Annotated in this window: 25 protein-coding genes, 2 tRNA genes and 1 other annotated feature; of the genes, 23 read left to right on the plus strand and 4 right to left on the minus strand. The window is 50.2% G+C overall.

Translation table 11 applies throughout. From position 1 onward, the window contains the following. Window positions 1-214 precede the first annotated feature (214 nt). From BN54_RS10120 to BN54_RS10125, 3 genes are all read left to right on the plus strand, one after another. A complete protein-coding gene (locus tag BN54_RS10120) occupies window positions 215-1,099 on the plus strand; it encodes a hypothetical protein (RefSeq protein WP_155818209.1) in 885 nt (294 codons plus the stop codon). 895 nt (window positions 1,100-1,994) lie between these two features. Then, window positions 1,995-2,567 carry a MarC family protein gene (locus tag BN54_RS00815; RefSeq protein ID WP_019205223.1) on the plus strand — a complete coding sequence of 191 codons (573 nt, stop codon included), beginning with the start codon at window positions 1,995-1,997 and terminating at the stop codon, window positions 2,565-2,567. Between the two features lie 119 nt (window positions 2,568-2,686). Continuing rightward, window positions 2,687-3,433, plus strand: a complete 747-nt coding sequence (locus BN54_RS10125) for a CPBP family intramembrane glutamic endopeptidase (RefSeq protein ID WP_019205224.1) — start codon at window positions 2,687-2,689, stop codon at window positions 3,431-3,433. Window positions 3,434-3,608: 175 nt separating this feature from the next. Here the strand turns inward: BN54_RS10125 and BN54_RS09970 are convergent, their stop codons facing one another. Continuing rightward, window positions 3,609-3,818 (minus strand): hypothetical protein, encoded by a 210-nt coding sequence (locus tag BN54_RS09970; RefSeq protein WP_235720464.1) that lies wholly within the window; start codon window positions 3,816-3,818, stop codon window positions 3,609-3,611. A 177-nt stretch (window positions 3,819-3,995) separates the two neighbouring features. On the opposite strand from BN54_RS09970, the gene BN54_RS00825 reads away from it, so the two are divergent. Beyond that, window positions 3,996-4,310, plus strand: coding sequence for a heavy metal-binding domain-containing protein (locus BN54_RS00825; protein WP_019205225.1), 315 nt, complete (start codon window positions 3,996-3,998; stop codon window positions 4,308-4,310). A gap of 137 nt (window positions 4,311-4,447) precedes the next feature. Here BN54_RS00825 and BN54_RS00830 read toward each other — a convergent pair whose 3' ends face one another. Further along, complete coding sequence (locus BN54_RS00830; RefSeq protein ID WP_019205226.1) at window positions 4,448-4,636, minus strand: hypothetical protein; 189 nt, start codon at window positions 4,634-4,636, stop codon at window positions 4,448-4,450. Between the two features lie 223 nt (window positions 4,637-4,859). Here BN54_RS00830 and BN54_RS00835 point away from each other — a divergent pair, with 223 nt between their 5' ends. Beyond that, window positions 4,860-6,020, plus strand: a complete 1,161-nt coding sequence (locus tag BN54_RS00835; RefSeq protein WP_019205227.1) for a hypothetical protein — start codon at window positions 4,860-4,862, stop codon at window positions 6,018-6,020. 86 nt (window positions 6,021-6,106) lie between these two features. Here the strand turns inward: BN54_RS00835 and BN54_RS00840 are convergent. After that, window positions 6,107-6,179 (minus strand) — tRNA-Gln (locus BN54_RS00840). A gap of 131 nt (window positions 6,180-6,310) precedes the next feature. Between BN54_RS00840 and BN54_RS00845 the strand changes: the two genes are divergently transcribed. Both BN54_RS00845 and BN54_RS00850 read left to right on the plus strand, forming a co-directional pair. Next, window positions 6,311-6,640, plus strand: a complete 330-nt coding sequence (locus tag BN54_RS00845) for a hypothetical protein (RefSeq protein ID WP_019205228.1) — start codon at window positions 6,311-6,313, stop codon at window positions 6,638-6,640. Window positions 6,641-6,688: 48 nt separating this feature from the next. After that, window positions 6,689-6,761: transfer RNA gene (locus BN54_RS00850), tRNA-Glu, on the plus strand. A 190-nt stretch (window positions 6,762-6,951) separates the two neighbouring features. On the opposite strand, the gene BN54_RS09720 is transcribed toward BN54_RS00850, so the two are convergent. Next, window positions 6,952-7,653 (minus strand): DUF1828 domain-containing protein, encoded by a 702-nt coding sequence (locus tag BN54_RS09720; RefSeq protein WP_081583780.1) that lies wholly within the window; start codon window positions 7,651-7,653, stop codon window positions 6,952-6,954. A 317-nt stretch (window positions 7,654-7,970) separates the two neighbouring features. Here BN54_RS09720 and BN54_RS09725 point away from each other — a divergent pair, with 317 nt between their 5' ends. The 16 genes from BN54_RS09725 (at window position 7,971) to BN54_RS00935 (ending at window position 26,666) form a co-directional block, all read left to right on the plus strand. Next, complete coding sequence (locus BN54_RS09725; RefSeq protein ID WP_019205230.1) at window positions 7,971-9,122, plus strand: LysM peptidoglycan-binding domain-containing protein; 1,152 nt, start codon at window positions 7,971-7,973, stop codon at window positions 9,120-9,122. A gap of 18 nt (window positions 9,123-9,140) precedes the next feature. Beyond that, on the plus strand, window positions 9,141-9,605 hold the full coding sequence (locus BN54_RS00865; protein WP_019205231.1) for a hypothetical protein: 465 nt from the start codon (window positions 9,141-9,143) through the stop codon (window positions 9,603-9,605). Window positions 9,606-9,707: 102 nt separating this feature from the next. Then, a complete protein-coding gene (gene tpx / locus BN54_RS00870) occupies window positions 9,708-10,202 on the plus strand; it encodes a thiol peroxidase (protein ID WP_040469793.1) in 495 nt (164 codons plus the stop codon). A 316-nt stretch (window positions 10,203-10,518) separates the two neighbouring features. Further along, window positions 10,519-10,731 (plus strand) — a binding site (T-box leader). 77 nt (window positions 10,732-10,808) lie between these two features. Continuing rightward, on the plus strand, window positions 10,809-13,460 hold the full coding sequence (locus BN54_RS00875; RefSeq protein WP_019205233.1) for a valine--tRNA ligase: 2,652 nt from the start codon (window positions 10,809-10,811) through the stop codon (window positions 13,458-13,460). A 69-nt stretch (window positions 13,461-13,529) separates the two neighbouring features. Beyond that, entirely contained in the window at window positions 13,530-14,846 is a 1,317-nt protein-coding gene (locus BN54_RS00880; protein ID WP_019205234.1) for a bifunctional folylpolyglutamate synthase/dihydrofolate synthase, read from the plus strand. 54 nt (window positions 14,847-14,900) lie between these two features. Beyond that, the gene (locus BN54_RS00885; RefSeq protein ID WP_019205235.1) at window positions 14,901-15,533 is read left to right on the plus strand and encodes a JAB domain-containing protein; all 633 of its coding nucleotides are present in this window, start codon (window positions 14,901-14,903) and stop codon (window positions 15,531-15,533) included. Between the two features lie 159 nt (window positions 15,534-15,692). Beyond that, entirely contained in the window at window positions 15,693-16,703 is a 1,011-nt protein-coding gene (locus BN54_RS00890; RefSeq protein ID WP_019205236.1) for a rod shape-determining protein, read from the plus strand. A gap of 109 nt (window positions 16,704-16,812) precedes the next feature. After that, window positions 16,813-17,664, plus strand: a complete 852-nt coding sequence (mreC, locus tag BN54_RS00895) for a rod shape-determining protein MreC (protein ID WP_019205237.1) — start codon at window positions 16,813-16,815, stop codon at window positions 17,662-17,664. Between the two features lie 11 nt (window positions 17,665-17,675). Beyond that, window positions 17,676-18,209 (plus strand): rod shape-determining protein MreD, encoded by a 534-nt coding sequence (gene mreD, locus BN54_RS00900; protein WP_019205238.1) that lies wholly within the window; start codon window positions 17,676-17,678, stop codon window positions 18,207-18,209. A 551-nt stretch (window positions 18,210-18,760) separates the two neighbouring features. Next, a complete protein-coding gene (locus BN54_RS00905) occupies window positions 18,761-19,408 on the plus strand; it encodes an amino acid ABC transporter permease (protein ID WP_019205239.1) in 648 nt (215 codons plus the stop codon). Window positions 19,409-19,432: 24 nt separating this feature from the next. Next, the gene (locus BN54_RS00910; protein ID WP_019205240.1) at window positions 19,433-20,077 is read left to right on the plus strand and encodes an amino acid ABC transporter ATP-binding protein; all 645 of its coding nucleotides are present in this window, start codon (window positions 19,433-19,435) and stop codon (window positions 20,075-20,077) included. Window positions 20,078-20,083: 6 nt separating this feature from the next. Next, window positions 20,084-20,920, plus strand: coding sequence for an amino acid ABC transporter substrate-binding protein (locus tag BN54_RS00915; RefSeq protein ID WP_019205241.1), 837 nt, complete (start codon window positions 20,084-20,086; stop codon window positions 20,918-20,920). A 175-nt stretch (window positions 20,921-21,095) separates the two neighbouring features. Then, window positions 21,096-22,037 carry a Dyp-type peroxidase gene (locus BN54_RS00920; protein WP_019205242.1) on the plus strand — a complete coding sequence of 314 codons (942 nt, stop codon included), beginning with the start codon at window positions 21,096-21,098 and terminating at the stop codon, window positions 22,035-22,037. Window positions 22,038-22,408: 371 nt separating this feature from the next. Next, window positions 22,409-24,610, plus strand: a complete 2,202-nt coding sequence (gene nrdD / locus BN54_RS00925; protein WP_019205243.1) for an anaerobic ribonucleoside-triphosphate reductase — start codon at window positions 22,409-22,411, stop codon at window positions 24,608-24,610. Next, a complete protein-coding gene (gene nrdG, locus BN54_RS00930) occupies window positions 24,552-25,133 on the plus strand; it encodes an anaerobic ribonucleoside-triphosphate reductase activating protein (RefSeq protein WP_019205244.1) in 582 nt (193 codons plus the stop codon). Before nrdD ends, nrdG begins: the two co-directional genes overlap by 59 nt. A 192-nt stretch (window positions 25,134-25,325) precedes the next feature. Continuing rightward, entirely contained in the window at window positions 25,326-26,666 is a 1,341-nt protein-coding gene (locus BN54_RS00935) for a uracil-xanthine permease family protein (RefSeq protein ID WP_019205245.1), read from the plus strand. Window positions 26,667-26,706: the final 40 nt, after the last annotated feature.

The following is a 26,706-nucleotide window of genomic DNA, read 5'->3' on the forward strand; positions in this document are numbered from 1 at the left end:
GTCTGCATCAATTTCGGCTAGTGTGAGCGAAAGTGTAGCTGATTCGTTCAGTGTATCGGCATCAGAAAGTGCAGCCGCGTCAACGTCCGCATCAACTTCGACTAGCGTGAGTGAAAGCGTGGCTGATTCGTTAAGCGTATCGGCATCCGAAAGCGCGACAGTTTCGACGTCTGCATCAATTTCGACTAGCGTGAGTCAAAGTGAAGCTGATTCGTTGAGTGTCTCGGCATCGGAAAGTGCAGCAGCGTCGACTTCCGTTTCACTGTCAGCCAGCGAAAGCCAAAGTGTAGCTGACTTGCAGAGTGTCTCCGCGTCGGAAAGTGTGGCAGCGTCGACTTCCACATCAATTTCGACTAGCGTGAGTCAAAGTGAAGCTGATTCGTTGAGCGTCTCGGTATCGGAAAGTGCAGCAGCCTCAACGTCCGCATCGATTTCGGCTAGTGTGAGTCAAAGTGCAGCAGATTCATTGAGCGTCTCGGCATCGACAAGTGTCGCAGTTTCGACCTCTGCCTCACTGTCCGCTAGTGTGAGTCAAAGCATTGCTGATTCGTTAAGTGCGGCCGCGAGTGCAGCGGCGTCAACGTCTGCTAGTGTCAGCCAAAGCCTGGCCGCTTCGACGTCCCTGTCAGCCGCGTTGAGCACCAGTGCTAGTGCAGCGGCATCACAAAGTGCCAACTCGACGGCTAACAGTACTACCAGCCAAGCACCATCGACCACGACGTCGACGACAACTTCGCAAAGCGGGACGATGGTGGGTTCGCTAGCTCCAACGACGCCAACTACCCCAGGGGCAACGGCAACGAATACGTCTAGTGCGGTTACCACGTTGGCTACCACCAACACTAATGCCGCAGTTATTACCACCGCGACGCCAACTGCCACGGCGGCGGACGGTCAAAGTACGTTGGGCCAAGCGACCGACGAAGCAACCACTGCTGATCATAAGCCGGGCAAGACGGACCATGTGAACCGCAACGAAGATGCTTCACCATCCAAGCTGCATGGGGCCATGATTGCCTGGGTCGCAGCGATGATCATCGCCCTCTTTAAGAAGAACCAAGCTGAAGAAGATGATGATGGCGATAGCGAATTAGATTAAGTCTCTAAAGGTTTGATAATTGATCCAGCTATAGATAAAAAGGGAGCTCCTTCGTATGTTTATCGAAAGATATACGAAGGAGCTCTTTTGTATAGTATTGACAAATGGATTGTTATACATGATTACGATAAAAATTATTGATGAACGACTAACTGGCATTGGGACCACCGAGTTAGCGGAAAAATACCATATGCCCGCTAAATACATTCGACAGCTAGTTCAACAGTATCGTTTACAGGGCTGCTCGGCGCTCAAATCCAACGCCCATGTCAAACGGAACTTTACCTTTAGTACATCGACATCAGCGTCGACCAGCGCCTCGACGTCAGCATCTACGAGTGCGTCAACAAGTGGGGCAATGAGCACTTCGACTAGTACATCGTCATCGGGGTTGATAACAACGAGTAGTTCATTGAATGAACAGTCTAACAGCGCCTCACAGGCTTTAATGAATAGTACGATGCTGGCTATAAATAATCGACCGGCTGAAGGAATTCGTGGTACGGCGAAGAAGCTAGCGACCGGATCTGTAAATGTAGGTGAAGTAGCACAGCCAGCTACCATACCAACTAAACTACCTTCAATAGGGCATGTTTCAGTAAAAGTTCCAAGTTTAATTGGAAGTATCGTGATTCTTTTGGCTGGGTTATTTGGTCGGAAGAAGAAATGATAATTAAAGATTAATAAACAAGCAATTTCTTCCTGGATTGGGAAGGAATCACTGATTTGCTTGGGAGATTATTCAGGCTGAATGCGGAGAAAAATAGTGTTAATCAAATTAGAATCTGATAAACTTTAATCGGGTAATAACGAACTAAGGGAAGTACAGAAAGGAAGGACCAGATGCCGATCGTACATCAATTCGCCATCACTTTTATGGCTTTTTTTTGCCATTATGAATCCGATTGCGAATCTATCAGTATTTATTAGTTTGATCAATGATTTTTCTGCTACCACGATCAAACGAATCGCGCTTCGTTCGTTGTTAATTGCGACGATTATTGTGGCGCTCTTTGCGTGGGGAGGCCAAGCGATCTTAAATGTCTTTGGGATTAATTTAGCAGCATTACGGATCGTTGGTGGTTTGCTCGTTGGGATGATTGGTTATCATATGTTGCAAGGTAACTCGTCAAAATTACAACACAATGTTTCCACCACCCAGCCCCAACCCGACATAGGAATGAACATTGCAGTCTCACCATTGGCAATGCCGATTTTAGCTGGCCCAGGAACAATTGCGACGACGATGAATTTAGCAGTATCGATTAATCCACTTGTGGTAATGGGATCTTTTGCAGTTTTGGCAGTGATTACCTATTTCTTATTCATCGAGGGAGAGCTGGTGGTGGCTAAACTTGGTTCAAATTTGATGAATGTGATTACGCGAATGATGGGGCTGATTTTAGCGACCATTGGGGTGCATATGGCAGTTGTGGGGTTGCAAGCAGCTTTTCCGGTCCTACATTAGCCAGACTGGAAAAAGTTAGTAGTGACCGACACCGAATGGAAATTGACGGGTTGGTAATAAATCGCTGACGGCTGCGTAGGAGTATCCCTTGCTTGGGTAGCAAAAACGAGGTGAAAAAGATGGTTAATCAATTACAAACGACCTCAGCACTACGAAAACTTCTGCTAGGGCTTAGTTTGTATTTTGCTTATTTACTGGGAACCTGGCTAGTGAATGACTATGGGTGGTGGACGTTGATTGGTCGGGTTGTGCTAGTGGTGGGGATTGTGGGAATCATCAGCCTAGAGTTGCAAACGACTCGCTTGCTTTCACCTAAGGCCTTTGCTGCTCCGCAGCGGCGATTGACTTGGTGGTATACGGGCTGCTTTTTTCTGGTGTATGTAGTGGGGATTTTTGGCTTGCCGTATAACCTTTGGGAAGTTGTGCACGCCCCCTTCAAAGAATTGATGATGACAATGGTTGTGGCAATTGGGGCCGGATTTTTGGAAGAATTTTTAGTGCGCGGCCTATTTTTGGCCGGGTTTGCGCAACTTTGGCAGCAACATACTTGGGGAGTGCCCGGCGCGGTGATCGCCTCGGCAGTCGTGTTTGGGTTATTACATTTAAGCAATTTAACCTATCAAAGCCCCCTTGCTACCGGGCAGCAAGTACTGTATGCCATGGTGATGGGATTGGCCCTTGGGTTGATTCGCGTGGGCACCAACGGGTTAACGATGCCAATTATCTTGCATAGCTTGATGGATTGCCATGTTAGTGTTAACAATGGAAATCAGGCGGCAGCTTGGGGGATGTTATTAGCAATTTTTGGAAGCTTGATGGTGATATCATTGGTGGGATTGTGGCAGTGGCACCGCTGGCGAGCCTGATCATAAAACCGGCGAGCAAGTGGCATTGCTGTCTGATTACGGAATGAATGTGGGCAAAAAAATTTTTTATGCATATTGAGCGTGATAAGGTGATTAAATAACCAGCAAGATGGTTAAGTAAGAGGCAGGCACTTAGGGGGATTTTTGGCGTAAAAATCATCATAATCGATTTAAATTAGTCTACTGACTTTACACTAACCGCGCGATAGAGCCCTTGGTTATAGACATTATTAGCTACGTGGCTGAAGTGATTTAACACTGCATACTTAGGATGCGCAGGACGGATAATATGGCGTTCCGTCAAGTACTCATACTGCTGTTCCGTTTGCTTTTGCCGTAGTCGCTGATAACGCCGCAACTTATTATGATACGTACGTTGCCCCATACTCAAGCCTCTTTTCTCGTTGTAATTATATCGAAAATATATCCCCCGAAATCAAGCGAAAGAAGAATATATTTTTAATGATGGTTAAAATCATAGAAACTGGCACCAAAAGGCATGAAGTTTATCAAAAATTATGACTATAATTAGGGTGGGGAACAAGAAGAAAGGATGATGAAAATGTTAATTACGACGACGGAAAAGATCCCGGGCCAAGAATACGAAGTGCTGGGGGAAGTCTTCGGTGTGACGACCCAATCGCGCAACGTGGTCTCCGATTTTGGGGCTGGCTTGAAGAACTTAGTTGGCGGTGAGATCAAGGGGTACACCAAGATGCTGCAAGTATCACGGGAAAAGGCCCTGCAGCGGATGGAAGAAGAAGCGGCCGCCAAGGGGGCGGACGCCGTGGTAATGATGCGCTTTGACTCCGGCTCAATCAGCGGCGACATGCAATCGGTCGTGGCTTATGGGACGGCGGTGAAGTTTGTTAAATAAATTAGTAAAGTCGCGAAGGATGAATGCACTGGGAGACCGGTGCATTTTTCGTCGATAAGAAAAGCCCGCAGACCACGGGCTTACGGGTTACTGAAGTAATTTGTGATGGCTCCCCACTCTTACCCAGTGGATTGAGCTTATAGCTTGTCCAAATATTCCAGGGCATCCTTAGCGTTGGTAAAGGCAGGGGAATTGTCGGGGATTACTCCTAATGCTTTGGCTTCAGCTTCTGCCAAGGCGCGCCGGGTGGTTTTGTTTGGTTCTGGGTGTTCCGCGGGTACTTCGAAGGGGAGCTGTTTGTGGCTAATCAATGGATGTATTGTCATCTCAATCACCTCTTTGTGGTTATTTTACACTAGTGGAATTAGTAAAGTAACTTAATAAGGACTGTCTGATCGTTCAGGGCGCATGACAAGAAACGAGTGCAACGTGTTAAGTTAAAAGCAGCCAGCGGAGATCTCCGCTGGTATTACATAACGATTTTGTCGCCCCGCTTGGCCAGAATCTGGTAAAATAATCCTTGAAGTTTTACGAACGGGGGCAGAAGTTTTGAAGTTAAGTTACGCCAAAGAAATTCCCGCGTCGGTATGGGAAGATTGGGCCGCAGCGGCCACGATGCCAGGTCGCTGGGTCGCAGATTGGGAAGCGGCACCCTTTAGTTTTCAAGGGCAACCGCTGTATTTGCTGGTAGAAAGCCATACGGGGCTGCCGGTTGTGGTCGATGAGCTCAATCAGGGGCGCGTGGTCCAAATCATTGATTACTGGGTGGACCAGGTGACCAGCTCGGCCAATTTACAGGCCCACTACCACACTGAGTTAAGCCAGCCGTGGGCAGTGCGGGCGACCGGAGAATTGACGCCGTTGATGCGCCGCTACTTGCGGGTTTTGACCAAGCACCAGGGGGATCTGATGCAGAAGCTGGCCGAATTTGCGACGATCGACGAACGGGTTCGGCTCTTGTACACGATTCCGCACTTCTTATTGGAACAAGTAACGACCGGGGCGAACGTCGACCTGTTCTATGCGCTGACCAAGCAGTTTGCCCGGCGCCCGGAAGCGGCCGATCGCCAATTTAAGTACGTGACCTTACCGATGAGCTTTAAGGATCCCCGTGAATGGGCCGCCTACGAATGGCAGCCGATTAAGCAGGTTCCTAAGGCAGTGATCAAGCAGGTTAAGCAAAACAACGCGGCAATGATTAACCAGTTTAAGCAGACTTTGCCAGCTGCGGACCAAGCGGCTGACGGGCTGGTGGCCAACCTCTTAACCGGTTACTTGAACCAAGGCTTTTTGACCGATTATTTCCGGGTGGTGACGACCTCGTTGGATGAAGTGCTAACTTTGACCAGTGCAATGCCCGATGAGCTGTTGGCCCGGGGGGCGGCGATCATGGAGAAGTTCTATACCTTCTTAATGAAGACCGGTTTGATCCGCAGTGCCGATGCCAAGTGGGTCAAAGATCAGCTCAAGCAACAGGTCAAGGATCGCTTTAGTTTTGCCAACTTGACTGGGATTGAAGATGGCTTGCTGCGGCCAGGGGAACAGCCCCGCCAATTAATCAGCGAGGACGCGTTTGACCAAGCGTTGCGCGAACTGATGGCTGAAGATCCAGAATTGGCCCGGGCGGTCAAGAATGGGGAGTTAACTGAAGAAAAAGCGACCCAGGTTGCCCAACGGATGTACGAAAATGAAATGAAGAAGCAAGGCTAAGGATCGTCGTAGCGCTCAGGTGGGCGTTACGGCTTTTTGCTTGGGATAAAACGAAAAAAGCACAGCCGACAGACTGTGCTTGCTGATTGGGTATACTGGGCTCGAACCAGTAAATTACGGATTCAGAGTCCGCTGCCTTACCAATTTGGCGAATACCCAAGATTCAATTAAAAATGTTGTTTCCTAACAACGAGTATTAGTATAGCGAATCTCCTTATTAAATGCAAGATTAAATCTGATTTTTTTGATATGTTACAATAAAAACGGCATATTAGAGAAAGGGGCAGACTATGGCAAGCAATTCTGATTCGATTTACTATGTGCTCTCAAAAATTCAAACGCACCCCGAATTGGTGGAAACCATCAAGCCACTGTATGGCAACGCGGTGATGGTGACAATCAGTGATGAACTCAAGGTCGCGGATGCGGCACACTATTTTCCGGATAACCATTTGACCGTCAATCGCTTAGCCCCGAGCTTTGTGGCTAAGCACGGTGAATTGTTGGAGCAATTCTTTCAGATGACTGATCAAGACAATCCGGGTTACCACGATGTTTGGATCACCACCAGTCACGTGACCGCGGCAGGGTGTTATTTAGTTGATCTTTCTTTTGAATAACCTTGACAGCAACGGGAAAGAAGCGTATTCTAATTTTTGTAGTTTGATTGCCCGTTGGTCAAATTGGTTAAGACGTCGCCCTCTCAAGGCGGAGTTACGGGTTCGATCCCCGTACGGGTGATTTTTTATAAGTTCAGGAATGTTGATCGGTGTTCAAAACGCCGGTATATCAACATTCCTGTTTTTTGTTATCCAGCATAAAACAGGATTTTACGGAAAAAGTGCGGACAATCTGCGGACAAAATCTTGCTACATCAGCTGTGCCAGGCTGAAGAGAATTTTGAAACCGGCCAAAGCATGACCAGTTTTAATTAGCTTGCGTTTTGTAAGAGCGAGGTATCTTCTAAAAGGTTTGAAAATTTTAATGTTGTGGCCACTTCAGCGCTAAGATCTTTTAACGCAGTCGAAAGGGTGGTTGAATTCACGGGTGTTTGATGTTTGATATTATTTACTAAGTAGATGTACTTGGCGGGTCGGGCCGGGAGCGTTGCTTTGACATCATAATTAAAAATTTTGGCGGCGTTAATATCATTTGGCCGCGCTGCTGTTTTAACCAATTGTTCCACTCCTGACGTGCTGGGAATCGAAAAATCAAAGTGTGATGCTGATCCAGCAATGTTAGTAATTTCAATTGAAGGAGTAAATAATACGCTATTAGTTTTGAAAAATTCAGCGATTTGGTCATTAAACGATTCAGTTACGTTTGCTTTGCTAAGGTAGACCAAATCGTTAATCCGCATGATGGCCTGTAATAAGCGCGTTTTGGCTACTGGAAAGCGATCGATTGGGGCCGTAATACTTAAGGCTTCATCAACTTGCGTCACACCAAAATCAACGAGGACTTGAGTGAAAATCCGCCAAATAGTTTTGGAACGCGAATTGATGGTGATCCCGGCTTCATTTAAGTTATACAGGGTATAGCCAAAGTCAGAAACTTCAATTTCATCTTGATTGACATAATGAGCATACAGATTGATATTGTCATAGTTTGTATCAACAAACGGGGTGCTGATTCAGACATATCCATTGCCCACTTCAGAAAACACGAGCTCTTTTTTTAACCAGGTATTGTATGATTCTTTAAGAGTTGAACTAAGGCTCATGATTAGCTACCTCGCTTTGATATTAGTGGTTTTCGTGCACTAATCCTGTTCGTATTATGCTCTATTGTATCAAACTTAGTGTTGATTAAGTGAGTTAGATTCATATGGAGGACGCTTCCAAAAATTGTAACAATCTTGTAAAATAAGAATAGGAATAATAACACTAACTCCTGAGTAAAGATGTTTTTGAGGTCGCAATGGTTCGCTAATCTAAGGGAGTGAAGATCATGAAAAAGCAAGTATTAGCGGCTGGTCTGCTGACGGCCGTGCTATTGACCCCAGTGGCGTTGCAAACCGTGCACGCCGCCAATTACCAATCCGTGGAAGAACAAGCTGATTTATCTAATTGGGTAGCCAATACGCCAGCCCAAATCAGTGCGAATATGAGCCGGCAAAGGATCGACTTGAACAACTTGCACGGGACCCGTTATGTCGTCCAGTGGGGCGATACCTTATCGCAGATTTCGGCTGTCACTGGGATCTCGGTGGCCAAGTTGGCGTACGACAACAACATTGCCAACGTTGATTTGATTTACGTAGGCCAAGTTTTGATTTTAAATGCCACCGGAACGGTGCCAACCAGTTACCAATACCAGGGGACCGGCCAGCAGGTCGCTTGTACCCACACCAATCTAAATTTGAACGTCAAGCAGGTTAACTTTGTGGTCAATCTTGTTAACCAAAAAGATGTGCAGACACCGAAAGATAGTGATTCGGCAGCCGATGAGGATCTAGCAGACAAGGATACAGAAACCGCTGACTCGGCGGCAACTGAAGAAACTGTTTTAGAAACCAGCAGTGAAACGACCAGCGACACGGCGACGACCAGTACCACAGGCGAAACGGCCGACGATAATTCCACGAAGGTCAGCCGGGCCAAGGCCAGTGAGGAGACTGACCAGACGAATGAATCGGTCACCAAGGATGAGGAAAGCGATGATGAAAGCGCTACGTCCGCTACAACTTCCAGCAGTGAACGCGAAGGCGAAAGTGAAAGTGACGCAGTTAGTTCCACACCGGGGCACAAGATGATGAAGCAGGCTGAGTACGTCAAGGAAACGATTGATTACTTACAAAATGACTTAGAAGAACAGGGCGTTGATATCACTTTACAAAAGGACACCAAGGGGATGCCAAAGAGCAAGAAGCACTACAAGCACGTCAAGGTGGACATTGGCGGCATTTCCAATGATCCCGCCCGCAAGTACTCCCACGAACAAGTCGAAGATCAAGCCGCGGATCTGAAATGGTGGATCCCATACAAACTGAACTTCAGTAATTTTGACAAGCTGGCGACCCACTACCAGCACGTGGCGATCCTCTACCAACACGATGAAGAAGACAATAAGACTTACTACGACGTTTACGCTTGGGAATAAGCCAGTGGGGGTGAGGAAATGAAAAAGAAATCAGTGCTCTTAACCTTCCTGGTGGTGCTCATCGTGGCGTTGGGCGGCTTTGGCTTTTATGCCACCCACGCGGTCAGTGGCGCGGTGCCTGGTCATGTGTACAAGTACCAAGGGGTTAATAAGGTCGGGACGGCCTACATCACCTTTTCGGCCAATAGCGACCGGGCGGTGGTGACCCACTCCAAGCAAACGGCGCTGGCTGCCGATCAAGATCCGACCGCTTTTGATCGCACCTACCAAAAGACCAGCCAGCAGGGGCGGTGGACCTACAAGGCCAGTGGCTCGCATTTGACCTTGGCAATGGTCAAAGACAATGCCGCGTCCCAGTGGCAATACAATTGGGTGACGGTGCTGGGCAGCAAAATCTACGCGCCAAGTTTTACTTATCAGATTAACAATGCCGGACAAGGGGTCAGCCATAAAATGACCAGCTTCACCCGGCTAGATCAATAAGTAATTTGGCAAATTTTCAATCATCGTTCTTTAGCTTTCGCTGATCCTTTGCTATACTAAGGACATGCGATGTTAAGCAACAATGAGAAGGAGGCAACAATCGTGGAAGTTACGATTAATGGTGAAGTCCGCAGCTTGGTCGGCAATCCGCCGGCCGTCGGGGAAGAAATGCCCCACTTTAAGGTGTTTGACAAGAATGATGAAAAGATCAAGACCCGCTTCTTGTTCGGCAAGCCAACGCTGATCAGCGTGGTGCCTGACATTAATACGTCGGTTTGCAGCATTCAAACCAAGAAATTTAATGAAGAAGTCGACAAGTACACCGGGGCCAACTTCCTGACGGTCTCGACCAACACGATTGCCGACCAACAAAAGTGGTGTGCCGCCGAAAATGTGGAACACATGCAATTGGTATCCGACCACGAAGAATCCTTCGGGTACGCCTTGAAGCTGTTGATTCCAGAAGAAGGGATCCTGGCCCGGTCCGTTTGGGTCATGGACGCGGAAGGAAAGATTACCTACCGGGAAATCTGCCCAGAAATCGTGGCTGAACCAGACTACGACGCGGCGATTGCAGCTTTAAAGCAACTCCTGTAACAATCACAGTCAACTAAAAATATCCTTGCGCCCCCGCGGCTAGCTTTGCTGGTCGTGGGGGTTTTACGCTAAAAATTTTGGCTAGAAATTTTGTTGAATAGCCTTGAATGTGTTATTGTCAATAGACAAGGGATCAATCCCCCCACACAAAAGAATTCGATTTTGAATTTGAACGTGGGGGTTTTTTGTACCCAAATTTAAGGTTTTAGACAACAAGATAGCATTGACCAGCTTTTGGGATCTTAGTAGGGTTAGCTCAAAAAAGCTGATCGTTTGCCCCTTGACGCTCCTTAAGCATTAGCGTATCATAAACCTACGTTAAGCGATGACCAAGAGCCTTTTAGCAAGCGGCTGGCAGCGAGGGTCCGCCTGGTGAAAAGGACCTCAGCCAAGGCTAAAAGGGTAGCTTGCGAGCAAGCCTTCTGAATCCAGTAGGAAGGTTCGGTTCATTTACCGTTATCAAATGGTCAAGTGGGGATGGTTTGCCCATCCCAAATTAGGTGGTACCGCGAGCAGTCTCGTCCTATGTTTAGGACGGGACTTTTTTATTTGCGCCCGCCCCTTGGCATCGCCCTTTTTTCAGTGACCACTAAGGAGGAAGACACCATGGCAAAAGATATGCCAACCAAATACGAACCCGCCGGCGTGGAAGCCGGCCGTTACCAGTGGTGGATTGACAACGGCTACTTCAAGCCGTCTGGCGACAAAAAAGCCCACCCGTACTCGATCGTTATCCCGCCGCCGAACGTGACCGGGAAGTTGCACTTAGGCCACGCTTGGGACACAACTTTACAAGATATGATTATCCGCCAAAAGCGGATGCAAGGCTATGACGTCTTGTGGCTGCCGGGGATGGACCACGCCGGAATTGCCACTCAAGCCAAGGTGGAAGCCCGTTTGCGCAAGCAAGGGGTTTCGCGCTACGACCTGGGCCGCGAAAAGTTTATCCAACAAGTTTGGGACTGGAAGGGTGAATACGGCGACATTATTCACCAACAATGGGCCAAGCTGGGGATTTCCGTCGACTACGACCGCGAACGCTTTACCTTAGACGAAGGGTTAAACAAGGCGGTCCGCAAGGTCTTCGTTGACCTCTACAAGAAAGGCCTGATCTACCGTGGGACCTACATTATCAACTGGGACCCGCAAGCCCGGACCGCCCTGTCTGATATCGAAGTAATCCACAAGGATGACGAAGGGGCTTTCTACTACGTGAAGTACCCCTTTACCGACGGGACGACCTTTGAAGGCAAGGACTACATCGAAATCGCCACGACCCGGCCGGAAACAATGTTTGGGGACGAAGCGATCGCCGTTAACCCCAATGACGAACGCTACCAAGCCTTGATTGGCAAGCACGTCAAGGTGCCGCTGGTCGACCGTGAAGTGGAAATTATCGCCGACGACTACGTAACGCCGGACTTCGGGACGGGGATGGTAAAGATCACCCCGGCCCACGACCCGAACGACTTTAAGGTCGGCAAGCGCCACAACCTGCCGGAACTCAACACGATGAACGAAGACGCGACGATGAACGCCAACGCCGGCAAGTACGAAGGGCTGGACCGCTTCGAAGCCCGCAAGGCAATCGTAGCCGACTTAAAGGACCAAGGCTACTTGCTGCGCGAAAAGCCAATTGTCCACTCCGTTGGGCACTCTGAACGGACCGGGGTCCAAGTTGAAGCCCGGCTGTCGACCCAGTGGTTCGTGAAGATGAAGCCGCTGGCCGAACAAGCCTTGGCCAACCAGAAGACGGCCGACCGGGTTGAATTTGTCCCGGAACGCTTTGAAAATACCTACACCCAATGGATGGAAAATATTCACGACTGGGTCATTTCCCGCCAACTCTGGTGGGGGCACCGGATTCCGGCTTGGTACCACAAGCAAACCGGCGAAATGTACGTGGGCGAAGAAGCGCCGAAGGATATTGAAAATTGGGAACAAGACAAGGACGTCTTGGACACTTGGTTCTCCAGTGCTCTCTGGCCGTTCTCCACGATGGGCTGGCCGGATACGGACGCCGCCGACTTCAAGCGCTACTTCCCAACCAACACCCTGGTGACCGGGTATGACATCATCTTCTTCTGGGTTTCGCGGATGATCTTCCAATCGCTGGAATTCACGGGTAAGGCACCGTTTAAGCACGTCCTTTTGCACGGCCTGATCCGGGACGAACAAGGGCGCAAAATGTCCAAGTCGCTGGGGAACGGGATCGACCCGATGGACGTAATTGAAAAGTACGGGGTCGACGCCTTGCGCTGGTTCTTGATTACCGGGTCGACGCCGGGCCAAGACATCCGCTTCTCCTACAAGAAGATGGATGCGGCGTGGAACTTCATTAACAAGATCTGGAACGCCAGCCGGTACGTGATTATGAACTTGGGTGACATGGCCGCACCACAACTGCCAAGTGCGGACAAGTGGGACTTGGCTGATCAATGGATCTTAAGCCGCTTGAATGCGACGGTCGCTCAAGTCAGCGACCAATTCGAGAAGTTCGAATTTGGGGAAGCGGGCCGGGCCCTGTACAACTTCATTTGGAACGACTTCTGTGACTGGTACATTGAAATGACCAAGGAGAAGCTGACCAACGGGACGGCTGAAGAACAGGCCAACACCAAGAACATCCTGGGTTACGTCCTGGACCAAATCCTGAAGTTGATGCACCCAATTATGCCGTTTGTGACGGAAAAGCTGTGGCAAGCGATGCCACACGATGGTGACTCAATTATGGTGGCGGCTTATCCAACGGTAAACGACCAATTGGCCAACCCAACGGCGGAGACCAAGATGGACGACCTGATTGCCTTGATCAAGGCGGTCCGGCAAATCCGTAACGACGCCGGGGCGCCAATGTCCAAGCCGGTCAACATGTTGATCAAGGTGGACAATGATGAGATCAAGACGATCTTTGAAACTAACCGTGATTACATCGATCGCTTCTGCCACCCGGCTGAATTGACGATTGCAAAGGACCTGACGGCACCGAAACTGGCCATGTCCGGGATCTTAGCTGGAGCGACGGTCTACATCCCAATGGCGGAATTAGTGGACTTGGCCGAAGAAAAGGCGAAGGTCGAAAAGGAAATCAAGAAGCTGGAACAAGAAGTGATGCGCTCCGAAAAGAAGCTGGGCAACGAAAAGTTTGTTGCCAATGCGCCAGCGGCCGTGGTGGAAGAAGAACGCCAAAAGGCCGTGGAATGGCAACAAAAGCTGACGGCAGCCAAGGAACGGCTGGCCTCCTTAGCTGAAGCCTAAGCACCACGATTAAGAGCTGGGGGAAGCCCCAGCTTTTTCTACATATTTAATACAGAGAGGAAAATACTGATGTCAATTGAAACTTACGCCGATGCTTTAGCTTTTATCCATGGTCGCCCGCGGGTCAAAAAGCAGCCGACCTTAGCCCGGATGCGGGATTTTTTGGCGGCCCTGGGCCATCCGGAAGCCGGCCAAACCTATTTGCACGTGACCGGGACCAATGGCAAGGGTTCGGTGGTGGCGATGAGCGCGGCGATGCTGGCGGCCAGTGGCCTGACGGTTGGCACCTTTACCTCGCCGTTTATTACCCGCTTTAACGAACGGATTGCAATTAACGGCCAGCCAATCAGTGACGCGGATTTGGTTAAGTACACCCAACAAGTCGCGCCGATCGTGGCGGCCATGGACGCCAGCCGGCCCGAAGGGGGGCCGTTGGAGTTTGAGGTCGACTTGGCTATTGCTTTTCTGTATTTTCAGGCCCAGGCCCCGGACGTCGTGATTTTAGAAGTTGGGATCGGGGGCCGGTGGGACTACACCAACGTGATTGATCCGGTCGCTGCGGCGATCGTAACGGTCGGCTATGATCATATGGCCCTCCTAGGGTCAACCCTGACGGAAATCGCGACCCATAAGGCCGGTATTATCAAGCCCCACCGGCCGGTCGTCGTTGGCCAGCTGCCGGTGGAAGCCATGACGGTGGTTGAGCAAACCGCTCAGCAGTTAGCTAGCCCGCTCTTGCGGTTGGGCCAGGAGTTTCACGCCCGGTCCGGCCAGCCGGGCGCTTTATTCGGTCAGCTGCAGTTCCGGGGGCCGGATGTACCGTCCTTGACGGCTGCGCTGGGTTTGGCCGGGGAATACCAGGTCCAAAACGCCGCGGTGGCCATGCAGTTGGTGACCACGTACCTGACGGCCCAGCATTTGCCAATTGACCCCCGGGCCCTCAAGACCGGGTTAGCCCAAGTTCAGTGGCCGGGCCGCTTGGAGGTGGTCAATGATGAACCCCTGATGCTCTTGGACGGGGCACATAATCTACCGGGGGTGCAGGCCTTGGTCCAGACCTTGCAAACCGATTTGGCCGACCGGGAAATTTACCTGCTGGTGGGGATTTTAGCGGATAAACAAGCAGAATTGATGTTAGGCGAGTTGGCCAGTTTGAAAAACGTCCACCTATATTTGACCCACTTTGCGGGTCCGAGCCAGCAGCGGCCGAGTGCTGACTTGGCTGATTTAATGTCGGACATTCCGACCCGTTATCCAGTTCACCAAGCGCCGGACTGGCAAACCGGACTTTATGAAATTAGCCAAACTATGTCAGCAGACGAAATAATCTTAATTACTGGGTCGCTATATTTCGTCTCCGAGGTGAGAAACTTTTTGAAAGATTAAGCACAATAAATTCACCCTTTTCGCGTATATAAAGAGTAAAGGGGAAATTTTTTTATGATTACACGTTTAGATCGGCCGGAAGCGGAATTGAAGTACCGCTCTTTGATCAAAGGGGCCTTGTATGATCAACCAGAATTATGTGCCTGGTGGCTGAAGCAGGTCCCAACGCCGGCGGCCTTTCGCAATTTGTCGGTCAACAAATGCAATCAGTTGGCTAACCATGACTTAGTCCATTTAGCACCGATGCTGTCAGCGATCGAAGCCGGGGAAGTGATTGTTAAAAGTCCGCGGGAATACTGGGGACAAGCCTACTCCAGTCAGCTGATTGGCCAGGATTTGATTGATTATTTTGCCGGCTGTGAGCAAGAGCAAGTCGCCTTGCTGTGTACCGATGTGCACAACGACATTATTCAGTTTCAGATCTTATTTGCCGGGGGAACCAGCGAATGTGCCTTGTACCCCGATCAAATCCTGCGCCACGCCCTGCAAAACTGCGCCAGTGGCATTATCTTGGCTCATAATCACCCAACGGGGTTGCCCAAGCCGTCCTCGGCTGACCAGCGCTTTTGTGAGCGAATGGAGCACGCCGGTCGCCTGGTGGGGATCCCCCTCTTGGATTTTTTGGTAATTGGCAATACGGACTATCATTCCTGGCGGGAAAACCAAACCGCGGGTGAAATTGAGTAAAAGTTTGCAATCTGGTTAAAAAATGCTAAAGCTGGCGATTCGTCCTATCTTTCTACCATAAGTTGGTGTATCATAATGAACTGTTAGAATGCGTGAGATATGGTATAATATCACCGTTATTACAAAGACTGACTCAAACTATTGAAGGGAAGAAACAGAGTGCCATTAGGAATCGGAACTAAGAACCTTGGGATCGACCTCGGGACTGCCAATACGATTGTCTACATCGAAGGCAAGGGGATCGTTCTCAGAGAGCCATCGGTTGTTGCGCGCAACACCAAGACTAATGACGTGATCTCCGTCGGGGAAGCGGCGCGGGACATGATCGGGCGGACGCCAGCCAGCATTACTGCCATTCGGCCAATGAAGGATGGGGTCATCGCTGATTACGACACGACCGTGGCAATGATGCAATACTACATGGAAAAGGCGCTGGGCAAGAACGCCGGTAAGCCATACGTTATGGTCTGTGTCCCAAGTGGGATCACGGAAGTCGAAAAGCGGGCCGTGATTGATGCGACCCGGGTTGCCGGGGCTCGAGATGCCTACGTGATCGAAGAACCATTTGCGGCTGCGATTGGGGCCGGCTTGCCAGTCATGGACCCAACCGGGAGCATGGTTGTTGATATTGGTGGTGGAACCACGGATGTGGCGACGATCTCCTTAGGGGGGATTGTTTCCAGCCGCTCCATTCGGATGGCTGGTGACAAGATGAATGATGCCATCACCCAGTTTGTCCGCCAACAAAAGAATCTCTTGATCGGGGAACGGACGGCAGAAAAGCTGAAGTGGGACATTGGTTCTGCTTCCGTGGAAGCGGCCCAAGACATGGGGACGACGGAAGTCCGCGGTCGTGATTTGGTAACCGGGTTGCCAAAGACGATGGAAGTCTCAGCCGTGGATGTTTCGACTGCCTTACAAGACGTGGTCAGTGAAATTATCGAAGCCATCAAGGGGACGTTGGAAGAAACGTCACCGGAAATTGCGGCGGACGTAATTGACCACGGGATTGTCCTGACCGGTGGGGGTGCCTTATTGAAGCACTTGCCAGAAGTCATTGCCGATGCTACGAAGGTGCCAGTCTTTATTGCCAACGATCCACTGGATTGTGTGGCGATTGGGACGGGTGAATCTTTGAAGAGCATCGATGTGATGAAGAAGAAAAAGTAGCCGGACAGCGTGCCGCGCAATTGAGCAGGGGATGTGATTCAGATGGTTATCACATCCTCTTCGTGTATTTAGCGGGGCCGGCGTCATGCGGTGAGAGTGGAGAATTAGCATGCGGAAATTTTTTTCAAATCGACGGTTGGTCTTAATTGTGGTCAGCTTAGTCGTGGCCTTCGGCTTGATGGGGGGCTCGGTTGCCTTGCGCAATAACCGTCAAACCCCGCCGCTGATCCAGCAGTTTGGGAATGATGTGGTGGGTTTTGCCGATAACCTGGTCGCCGTACCGGCCAATTTCATCCAAGGCGGGGTCACCAGCTACCAGGACCTTTTGAATACCTACCAAGAAAACCGGGAGCTCAAGGCCCAAGTGGCCGAACTGGCTGAAACCAAGGTCCGCGACCAAACCCTGGCTAAAGAAAACAAACAGTTGAAAGCGGAATTAAAAATGAAGCATTCCATGACCGATTATGAGCTGATTTCAGCCGCGGTCGTCACGCGGACCCCTTCGGCTTGGCAACAACAAGTCGTGATCAATAAGGGGCAAGCCAGCGGGATTCAAAAGGACATGCCGGTAATGTCGGGCGGTAGTTTGATTGGCCGGGTGGCCGAAGTCAACAAGACCAACAGTAAGGTCGAACTACTCAGTGATACCAGTGAATCGGCGAACCGCTTTGCCATCCAAATTGACAATAAGAGCGGGAAGACGGTTAATGGGATCATCACGGATTACAATTCAGCCACGAACGAACTGATCATGGGACAAGTGACGACCAAGGCCACGATTGAAAAGGGCACCAAGGTGTATACCAACGGGATGGGGGGCATTACCCCCAAGGGCTTGTACGTCGGGACCGTCAGTCGCGTGGGCAAGGATGATTACGGTTTGGCCCAAAAGGTCTACATTAAGCCCGCCGCTAACTTTAATGACTTAAACGTGGTCTCGGTGGCCAGGACGGAACAATAGGGGGCGATGTTATGTACCGACTTTCTCGGCTCCGGTTCATCTTTCCGATTGGCCTGTTGATTTGCTTCTTTTTGGATGGCTCGTTAAGTAAGATCTTTGCGCCGCTTTTTTTTGCGGATCCCTATTCGATGGTTTCGTGTTTGACCTTGTTGTGGTTGGTCTTGGCCTATTTTTTTGAAGGAGACGTGGCGATCCCTTTGACTGGGTTTGCAATCGTGGTCGGGGCGGTAGCCGACGTCTACTATGCCGGCGTCTGGGGGCTCTTTATCTTCTTGTACCCCTTGATGGTCTGGTTGACGCGGGTGTTGGCCCATTCCTTTAATCCGTCCTTTTTGACCTCGATTTTGATTTTCTTTATCGACGTGGCGGTCTTTGAATTTTTAAATTACGTGGCCTACAATTTGGTCGGGGTGACAAGTACGAATTTAGTTGACTTTGTAGTCGATGTTTTAGCGCCAAGTTTGGCGTTAAACTTGGTATATTTTGTCTTGTTGTACTGGCCAATCAGCGTGATTTACAAGCGCGCCTTGGCTAAACAACAGTAGCCGTTCTCATCTTTCTTTAATTTTTTCGCGAAAAGGGATTGACAGGACCGGCAAAAATCGGTAAGATAACGACAATCAAATAAGCGACGAAGAACAGAACCAGTAAAAGTTTGGCTGATTTCAAGAGAGTCTCGGGTGGTGGGAAGAGATAATCGGCGGCTTTGAAACACATCTGTGAGTTGACCACTGCAAAGGTGGTCCGGGGAAGCCCGTTACAGCGCAGAGTTTAGAATTTGAACTCGCTAAGGTTGTTTTCGTGAGGAAGCAATAAGATGAGGTGGAACCGCGGCAACGCCCTCTGACCAGTTTGGTCGGGGGCGTTTTTTGGTTCCCAAATTCGCGAACTTGCTGAGGTGTTAATCGCGAGGTTGACACAAATTGGGGTGGAACCACGATCAACGTCCCCTGAGCTTTGCGGCTCAGGGGGCGTTTTTGTTTGAAGCGCGAAACTTTTCCCGGTCGTTGCCGTTGCTTTAAAATAAGCTTAGAAAATCAATTGGTTGCTTGGTATTTCGCCAGACCACAATTGCATTTTGGAGGAGGAGAGTCTGATGTCAATTAATTACATTTCTGAAATTTTACCATCCTTGTTGAACGGGACGAAGTTGACCCTGTCCTTGTTCTTTTGGACGTTAATTGGTTCACTGCCGCTGGGGATTTTGGTCTCAATCGGGTTGACCAGTAAATTTAAACCTTTACAGTGGATCTTAAACTTTTACGTATGGCTGATGCGGGGGACCCCCTTGCTGTTGCAATTAATCTTTGTCTTCTACGGGCTGCCAATTATCGGCGTGGTCTTTCAACGTTACGAAGCTGCCTTATTTGCCTTTATCTTGAACTACGCGGCCTACTTTGCTGAAATCTTCCGGGGCGGCTTCCAATCGATCAATTATGGCCAATATGAAGGGGCGCGGGTTTTACGGTTGAGCTACTTCCAAACCCTGCGCAAGATCATCATTCCCCAAGTGGTCAAGATTGTCATCCCTTCGATTGGGAATGAAGTCATCAACCTGGTGAAGGATTCCTCCTTGGTTTACGTAATCGGGCTGGGCGACTTGCTGCGGGCCGGGAACGTGGCGACGGCCCGGGACGTAACCTTGGTTCCACTATTAATGGTGGGGGTCATCTACTTGATCTTGGTCGGCATCTGCACGTACCTGTTAAAGAAGGTTGAACAACGCTACGCTTACTACAAATAAGGGTTAAGATGAGGAGGAGCACCGATGTTAGAAATTAAGAACTTAAAAAAGAGTTTTGACGGGCGGCAGATTTTAAACGGGGTGGACTTAACGGTCGAAGACGGGCAGATCCTGTGCATCGTGGGACCATCTGGGGCCGGGAAAACGACCCTCTTGCGTTGTATTACCGGGTTGGAAGCTGCCGACAGCGGAGAATTTTTAATTGATGGCCAACCCTTTGATCCCAAGGGGATGGAAGCCAGCGATGCCGTGATGGGCGTCGTTTTCCAAGACTTTAATCTCTTCCCACACTTATCAGTGTTGGAAAACATTACCTTGGCACCCCAACTGGTCTTAAAGGAAGCCAAGGCCGCGGCGGAACAACGGGGCTTGGATTTACTGGATCAACTGGGGTTAGAAGACAAAGGGGGGCTGTACCCCTACCAGTTATCCGGGGGACAAAAGCAACGGGTCGCGATTGCGCGTGCCTTGGCCATGAAGCCGAAGATTCTCTGCTATGACGAACCAACCAGCGCCTTGGATCCGCAACTGCGGGATGAAGTTGCAACCTTATTGTTGAAGTTAAAGGCTCAGGGCATGACCCAACTGGTGGTGACTCACGACATGGACTTTGCCGAAAAGATTGCCGATAAGTTGCTGAAAGTCACGGCCTTAGACCAAAAGGGGTAAGCAAGCATGAAACGAATCAAACTACTGGCCCTAAGCTTGCTGTGTTTGCCACTGTTGCTATTGGCTGGCTGCCAATCAGTGGTGCAGCGGGCGGACTCGCAAGATACTTGGGCCCGGATTGAAAAGCAAAAGAAGGTTGTGATCGGCCTGGACGACAGCTTTGTGCCGATGGGCTTTCGCCAAAAGAACGGGCAATTGGTCGGCTATGACGTTGATTTAGCCAAGGCGGTCTTTAAAGAATACGGCATTAAAGTCGACTTCCAGCCGATTGACTGGTCGATGAAGGAAACGGAACTGCGCAACGGGACGATTGACCTGTTATGGAATGGTTATTCGATGACGCCAGAACGGGCCAAGAAGGTGGCCTTTAGCCGGCCGTACCTGGAGAACCAACAAGTGCTGGTGACCAAGAAGGGTTACGGGGTCAATTCCTTTAGTGATATGCGGGGCAAGACCCTCGGGGTGCAAAACGGTTCCACCGGGCAGGCCCAACTGGATGCCCAGCCGAAGTTGTTAAAGGATTTGATCAAGGGGAAGAGTCCGGTCCTCTACGATACCTTCCCGAACGCCTTTATTGACTTAAACGCCAACCGGATTCAAGGGTTGCTGATGGATAAGGTGTATGCTGAATACTACATTCGTCACCAAAAGAACCGGGCCGATTTTAAGGTGATTGTCAACCCGGCCTTTACGGTCGATCAATTCGCCGTGGGGATGCGCAAGGGCGACAAGACCTTACAAAAGAAGGTTAACCAGGGCTTAGCTAAGCTGCAAAAGAACGGGGAATTGGCCCGGATTAACCAAAAGTGGTTTGGGACCAACAGTAATTACCTCGGTAAATAAAGAAATTAATTTTCCACCTGGCGGTTTCCGCGGGGTGGTTTTTTGATTGCTCTCCCAATTTATTTAGAATAATTCTTAATTAATATTGAGCTTGCGACGGCAGAATTTAACCCCCGCAAGCTGGCCGGTTATGCTAAAATGAAGCCGGAACCAAAATTGATGGGAGGAATCACTGATGACAATGGATCCAAACAAGGCCCAAGATGTCTGGAAGGACGTTGGTCAACACGTACAGTTCACGGTGCTGGAGTTAAACCGCACGGATCAAGCACAGGAAAAGGCAGTTATTGAGGAATTTGCGGATCGCTACCAAGCGATTTTGCGCTCCTTACGGATTCGCGATGCCCAGGGGGACTTGAAGGCCAGCTTTGGTTTGAGTAATGCCGCTTGGGACTACCTCTTTCCAGGGGCAGCCAAGCCAAAAGAATTAGAGACTTACCAGACCCTGCAGGGGCCTAAGTATTCGATGCCGGCGTCAGCGGGGGATTTGTTCTTCCACGTGCGGGCCAGTGACGAAGCAGTGGTTTATGAAGCGATGAGCCAGTTCCGTCGCTTCTTAAAGGACATTACCACGGTGGTCGACGAAACGAAGGGGTTCCGCTACTTTGAAGGCCGGGCGATCATTGGCTTTATTGATGGGACGGAAGCCCCACAAGTTGAAGATGCGGCCGATTACGCGATTATTGGCGATGAAGATCCGGTCTTTGAAAATGGTTCGTATGCCTTTGCCCAAAAGTGGCGGCACAATATGGACTTCTGGCACCACCTCAAGACCGAAGAACAAGAAAAAGCGGTGGGCCGGGAAAAGTTCACCGATTTGGAATTGGCGGATGAAGATAAGTACGCTAATGCCCACAACGTTGCTTCCAAGGCTGAAATTGACGGTGAAGAGCAAAAGATTGTCCGGATGAACGTGCCCTTCTCCGATCCCGCCTCGGGCAATACCGGGACTTACTTTATTGGCTACTCTCGCCACTGGACGGTCACTAAGATGATGTTGACCAACATGGTGGAAAAGAGTGACTTTTTGTTGACCTTCTCCGAAATTTTGTCGGGGCAACTCTTCTTTATCCCGTCGCGGCCATTGTTGGATCAAATTGCCGATGGCCAATTCTAATCTTGCTTAATCGATATACAGTGCTCACTGACCCTTGGTTAGTGGGCCTTTTTTATTCTCCTTGCCTGGGACGGATACATGATTTTTTGCTCAGGCTTGGGCGCAAAGCAAGAAAAGTTTTTGGTAAATCACGCGCTCAATTGCCACCGTCAGTAAAGCGGTTTTTTTAGGTCGCAGGCATTGAGGAAGATGAAAAGCAAACCGGGCGGATCGGCTTGGTGAACGACCAAGATCGCTTGATCAGCGAAACCCCTCGTCCCGTTTTGGGGGCGGGACCACCTTTTGACTACAAGATATAGTTTTGAAAAAGTCAACTCTTTCTATATCTTGTGTTATCCCCTAGGATAAAAACATCAAAAGGAGTGGTAAAAGTGAATGAGCAGCTGACACAATTAGCAACGGTCACAGTTGAAAAGCGGGATCGGACCTTGACCCCGTTTTACGCTTATAAAATCGAATGGGTGCTGGCGCAATTACATGCCAGCCAAGCGACCCAGCAAGCCGTCATTGCCGCTTTGGTGGCGCGGTTGGCGGGTGAGCGCACGGTCAAAACCCGGCAGATTGCCGCGGTGATCATCGAAGCGTTGGAAAAGACGGGGGCCCACCAACTGGCCCAAGCGTACCAAGACTACCGAACCCAAGATGAGGCCGCTTTTGCGGCTGCCACTGATCCGCAGACTAAATTGGCCGCCCTGTTTGATCATAACGATCGGGTGGTCCACGAAAATGCCAATAAGGATTCCCGCGTCTTTAATACCCAACGGGACTTGGAAGCCGGGGTCGTCAGCCGGGCGCTGGGCTTGAAGATGATGCCGGAAGTGGTAGCCAAAGCCCACTTGCGGGGAGATTTACACTGGCATGACCTGGATTACTCGCCCGTAACCCCGGAAACCAACTGTTGTTTGATTGACTTTGACGAAATGCTGGCCCACGGCTTTAAGATCGGCAATGCCTGGGTGGATTCGCCTAAGTCAATTCAAACCGCAACCGCCCAGATGTCACAAATCATCGCTAACGTGGCGTCGTTGCAATACGGTGGTTGTTCCGCCAACCGGATTGACCAATTGTTAGAACCTTACGCCCAATTAAATTACGAAAAGCACCTGCGCGATGCCGCAGAATGGGTGGCGCCAGCCAAACAAGAAGCCTATGCGCGGCAAAAAACGGAAAAAGACATTTACGATGCCATGCAGGCCTTGGAATACGAGATCAACACCCTGTATTCTTCGCAGGGGCAAACCCCCTTTACGACCGTTAATTTCGGGTTGGGGACTTCGTGGATTGCCCGTAGCATTCAAAAGGCGATCCTGCAGATTCGCATTAAGGGGTTAGGCAAGGAGCACCGGACGGCCATCTTCCCGAAGCTGATCTTTACCCTCAAGCGCGGCCTTAACCTTGACCCTGGTGACCCTAACTATGACATCAAACAGCTCGCCCTCGAATGCTCGACCAAGCGGATGTACCCGGACCTCTTGATGTATGACAAGATTAAGGAATTGACCGGGAGCTTTAAGACGCCGATGGGCTGCCGTAGCTTCTTGCAGGGCTGGGTAGACCCGGCGACGGGCAAGGAGGTCAATTCTGGCCGGATGAACCTCGGGGTGGTTTCGTTAAACTTGCCGCGGATCGCTTTGTTGGCCCAGGGGGATCAAGACCGCTTCTGGACCATCTTCAATGAACGCTTGGCGCTAGCCAAGCAGGCCCTGGACTACCGGATTACCCGGACTAAGCAGGCCAAGCCCGAAAACGCCCCCTTGCTGTATATGTACGGAGCCTTTGGCAAGCGCTTAAAGCCGACTGATAGCGTGGACGAAGTCTTTAAAGACAGCCGGGCCACGGTGTCGCTGGGTTACATTGGCCTGTACGAAGTCGGCGCCACTTTCTATGGTCCCCGGTGGGAAGAAAATGAGGCCGCCCACCAGTTTGTTTTGTCGATCGTCCAAAAAATGGCCGCGGCGTGTCAGAAGTGGGAAGCCGAGGAAGGTTACCACTTCAGCGTCTATTCCACCCCGGCCGAATCATTGACCGATACCTTCTGTCAGGCGGATTTAAAGAAATTTGGCCGCATTCCCGATGTGACTGATAAGGAATACTACACGAACAGTTTCCATTACGACGTCCGCAAGCACCCGACCCCGTTTGATAAGCTGGCCTTTGAAGCTGACTTTCCGCAGTATGCGGCGGGGGGCTTTATTCACTACTGTGAGTATCCCAACTTGCGCCAAAATCCCAAGGCCTTAGAGGCGGTTTGGGATTGGGCCTATGATCAAGTTGGTTATTTAGGGACCAATACTGCGATTGACCAGTGCTTCAAATGTGGCTTTAAGGGGGAATTCGAGGCCACGGCCCAGGGCTTTAAGTGCCCCCAGTGTGGCAACCATGATCCAGCTAGTTGCGACGTGGTCAAGCGAACCTGTGGTTACTTGGGTAACCCCCAACAACGGCCAATGGTCCACGGGCGTCACGAAGAAATTATCCACCGGGCCAAGCATATGACGAAAGGAATGATTAAACATGCCGCGGACTTTGAGAAAGCCAAACAATCCGAAGCCCAACGAGTGGCTCGCCAGTGAGCTTTCCCAGCAATACATTGCTGATTACAAACCGTTTAACTTTGTTGATGGGGAGGGGGTTCGTTGCAGTCTGTATGTGTCAGGCTGTCCTTTCCACTGCCCGGGCTGCTATAACGTGGCCGCCCAGAATTTTCGCTATGGGCAGCCCTACACCCAGGAGTTAGAAGACCAAATCATTGCCGATTTAGGGCACAGCTACGTGCAAGGCCTGACCCTATTGGGGGGCGAACCCTTCTTAAATACCCAGGTCTGCCTGCGTTTGGTCAAACGCATTCGCCGCGAGTTTGGCGACCGCAAGGATATTTGGTCTTGGTCGGGCTATACCTGGGAGGAGTTATTGCAAGATTCCCCCGATAAATTAGAACTTTTGCACCTTATTGACATCTTGGTCGACGGACGGTTTTTGTTGGCGCAAAAGGATCTTACTTTACAATTCCGCGGGAGTGCCAACCAGCGAATTATCGACGTCCCTCAATCCTTTGCCCAAGGCAAGGTCGTCATCTGGGACAAGCTCGTTCGTTAATGAGTAAACTGTTTTAATTACGAACGTTAAATTCGTTCGGGATTTTTTGTTGGGATAATCATTTACAAAGCTGAAAGTTCGTGTTAAGATTTTCTTCATCAAAAAGCCGAAGATTCACTTGGAATTTCTGGTTCAGTAGCAAGAAATTCCGAATGACCTTTGGGAAGAGAATTGAAATGCGGGAGGCAAAGCATGGATACAAAAGTAGAAAGCAATTTGATGATTGGCCCCGATGATAAGGTACCGGCGGGTGAAGCGACCCTCTTGGGCTTACAACACGTCTTGGCGATGGACGTCTACGTACCGCCGATCATCTTAGCGGGGATGCTTTCGATGGGGGCCTTGGATTCACAAGGCTTGTTGCAGGGGACCTTTTTAGCGGCCGGGATCGGGACGATTTTACAAACGGTTCTCTTTATGAAGATGCCGATGTCGCAAGGGCCATCCTTTGTGCCCCTGGGCGCCGCGGCTGGCATTGCCTTGGCCGGTGGGGGCTTGGCGGGCCACGGGATGGGGACCTTGATTGGCGCCCTGGTCGTTGGCTCCTTAGCCATGGTGTTGTTAGGGTTGACGGGGGTCTTTCAAAAGATCATTAACAAGTTGGTTCCCGCCGTCGTGGGGGGCACGATCATCACTTGTGTGGGCTTGTCCTTAATTCCGTCGGCGTTAAACGACAATATTTTCTTGGCCCAAGGCAACATTTATCAAAACATTGAACTGGCCAGCGCGACGGCCTTAACGCTGTTAGTTTGTGTCGGGATCAGTATTCGCTTCCCCCGCGTGCAAAAGATTTTTCGGACCGGCTCGATCGTAATTGCCTTGCTGGTCGGCACGCTCTTAAGTGCCTTGATGGGGCGCTTTGATTGGCAATCGGTCGCTAAGGCAGCGTGGTTTGGTTTTCCCCAACGGACGATTTTGCACTGGGGGATTCACTTTGATCTGACGGCCATTTTAACTTTCTTGATCATCTACGCGATTATTACGACGGAAACGACCGGGACTTGGTTTGCCATGGGGGCCGTTACCAACCAAAAGATTACCAATCAACAATGGAACCGGGGGATCATCGGGGAAGGGCTGTCCTGTTTGGTTGCTGCCCTGTCCGGGGCAACGCCAGTGACGGGGTACTCCACGAACGCGGGGGTCATTTCCATTACCGGGGTCGCTTCCAAGCGCGTCTTTGTGGCTGCGGGGGCCTGGTTTATTGTCTTAGGTTTCTTCTCGAAACTGTCGGCCTTTTTAGCAGCGGTGCCAGCTCCCGTGATCGGTGGGGTCTTTGCGATCATTACCGTGACGATCATGTTAAATGGGTTAAACGTGATTCGCGGGATTCAAACCCAAGCCAGCGACTTATACATCATTGGTTTGCCAATCATTTTAACCTTGGCGATTGTCCTGCTGCCGAAGACGGTGACAAACCACGCGCCGCAATTAGTCCAGTACCTGTTGGGGTCACCCGTAGCGATTGCCGCTGTATGTGCAATTGTCTTAAACCTCTTGATGCCACGGGACCACAAATTAACCCACCTGTAAGCTAAATTTGACAAGTTTGCCTAGGCGTAGGTTACAATAA

It is taken from the genome of Limosilactobacillus ingluviei str. Autruche 4 (assembly GCF_000312405.1).
GTDB lineage: Bacteria > Bacillota > Bacilli > Lactobacillales > Lactobacillaceae > Limosilactobacillus > Limosilactobacillus ingluviei.

What these genes read in the sequence shown, in the direction of transcription:
- BN54_RS00815 (WP_019205223.1), top strand. Translation starts at nt 1,995, where the DNA reads ATGAATCCGATTGCGAATCTATCAGTATTTATTAGTTTGATCAATGAT.
- BN54_RS10125 (WP_019205224.1), top strand. Translation starts at nt 2,687, where the DNA reads ATGGTTAATCAATTACAAACGACCTCAGCACTACGAAAACTTCTGCTA.
- BN54_RS09970 (WP_235720464.1), bottom strand. Translation starts at nt 3,818, where the DNA reads ATGGGGCAACGTACGTATCATAATAAGTTGCGGCGTTATCAGCGACTA.
- BN54_RS00825 (WP_019205225.1), top strand. Translation starts at nt 3,996, where the DNA reads ATGTTAATTACGACGACGGAAAAGATCCCGGGCCAAGAATACGAAGTG.
- BN54_RS00830 (WP_019205226.1), bottom strand. Translation starts at nt 4,636, where the DNA reads ATGACAATACATCCATTGATTAGCCACAAACAGCTCCCCTTCGAAGTA.
- BN54_RS00845 (WP_019205228.1), top strand. Translation starts at nt 6,311, where the DNA reads ATGGCAAGCAATTCTGATTCGATTTACTATGTGCTCTCAAAAATTCAA.
- BN54_RS09725 (WP_019205230.1), top strand. Translation starts at nt 7,971, where the DNA reads ATGAAAAAGCAAGTATTAGCGGCTGGTCTGCTGACGGCCGTGCTATTG.
- BN54_RS00865 (WP_019205231.1), top strand. Translation starts at nt 9,141, where the DNA reads ATGAAAAAGAAATCAGTGCTCTTAACCTTCCTGGTGGTGCTCATCGTG.
- BN54_RS00875 (WP_019205233.1), top strand. Translation starts at nt 10,809, where the DNA reads ATGGCAAAAGATATGCCAACCAAATACGAACCCGCCGGCGTGGAAGCC.
- BN54_RS00880 (WP_019205234.1), top strand. Translation starts at nt 13,530, where the DNA reads ATGTCAATTGAAACTTACGCCGATGCTTTAGCTTTTATCCATGGTCGC.
- BN54_RS00885 (WP_019205235.1), top strand. Translation starts at nt 14,901, where the DNA reads ATGATTACACGTTTAGATCGGCCGGAAGCGGAATTGAAGTACCGCTCT.
- mreC (WP_019205237.1), top strand. Translation starts at nt 16,813, where the DNA reads ATGCGGAAATTTTTTTCAAATCGACGGTTGGTCTTAATTGTGGTCAGC.
- mreD (WP_019205238.1), top strand. Translation starts at nt 17,676, where the DNA reads ATGTACCGACTTTCTCGGCTCCGGTTCATCTTTCCGATTGGCCTGTTG.
- BN54_RS00905 (WP_019205239.1), top strand. Translation starts at nt 18,761, where the DNA reads ATGTCAATTAATTACATTTCTGAAATTTTACCATCCTTGTTGAACGGG.
- BN54_RS00910 (WP_019205240.1), top strand. Translation starts at nt 19,433, where the DNA reads ATGTTAGAAATTAAGAACTTAAAAAAGAGTTTTGACGGGCGGCAGATT.
- BN54_RS00915 (WP_019205241.1), top strand. Translation starts at nt 20,084, where the DNA reads ATGAAACGAATCAAACTACTGGCCCTAAGCTTGCTGTGTTTGCCACTG.
- BN54_RS00920 (WP_019205242.1), top strand. Translation starts at nt 21,096, where the DNA reads ATGACAATGGATCCAAACAAGGCCCAAGATGTCTGGAAGGACGTTGGT.
- nrdG (WP_019205244.1), top strand. Translation starts at nt 24,552, where the DNA reads ATGCCGCGGACTTTGAGAAAGCCAAACAATCCGAAGCCCAACGAGTGG.
- BN54_RS00935 (WP_019205245.1), top strand. Translation starts at nt 25,326, where the DNA reads ATGGATACAAAAGTAGAAAGCAATTTGATGATTGGCCCCGATGATAAG.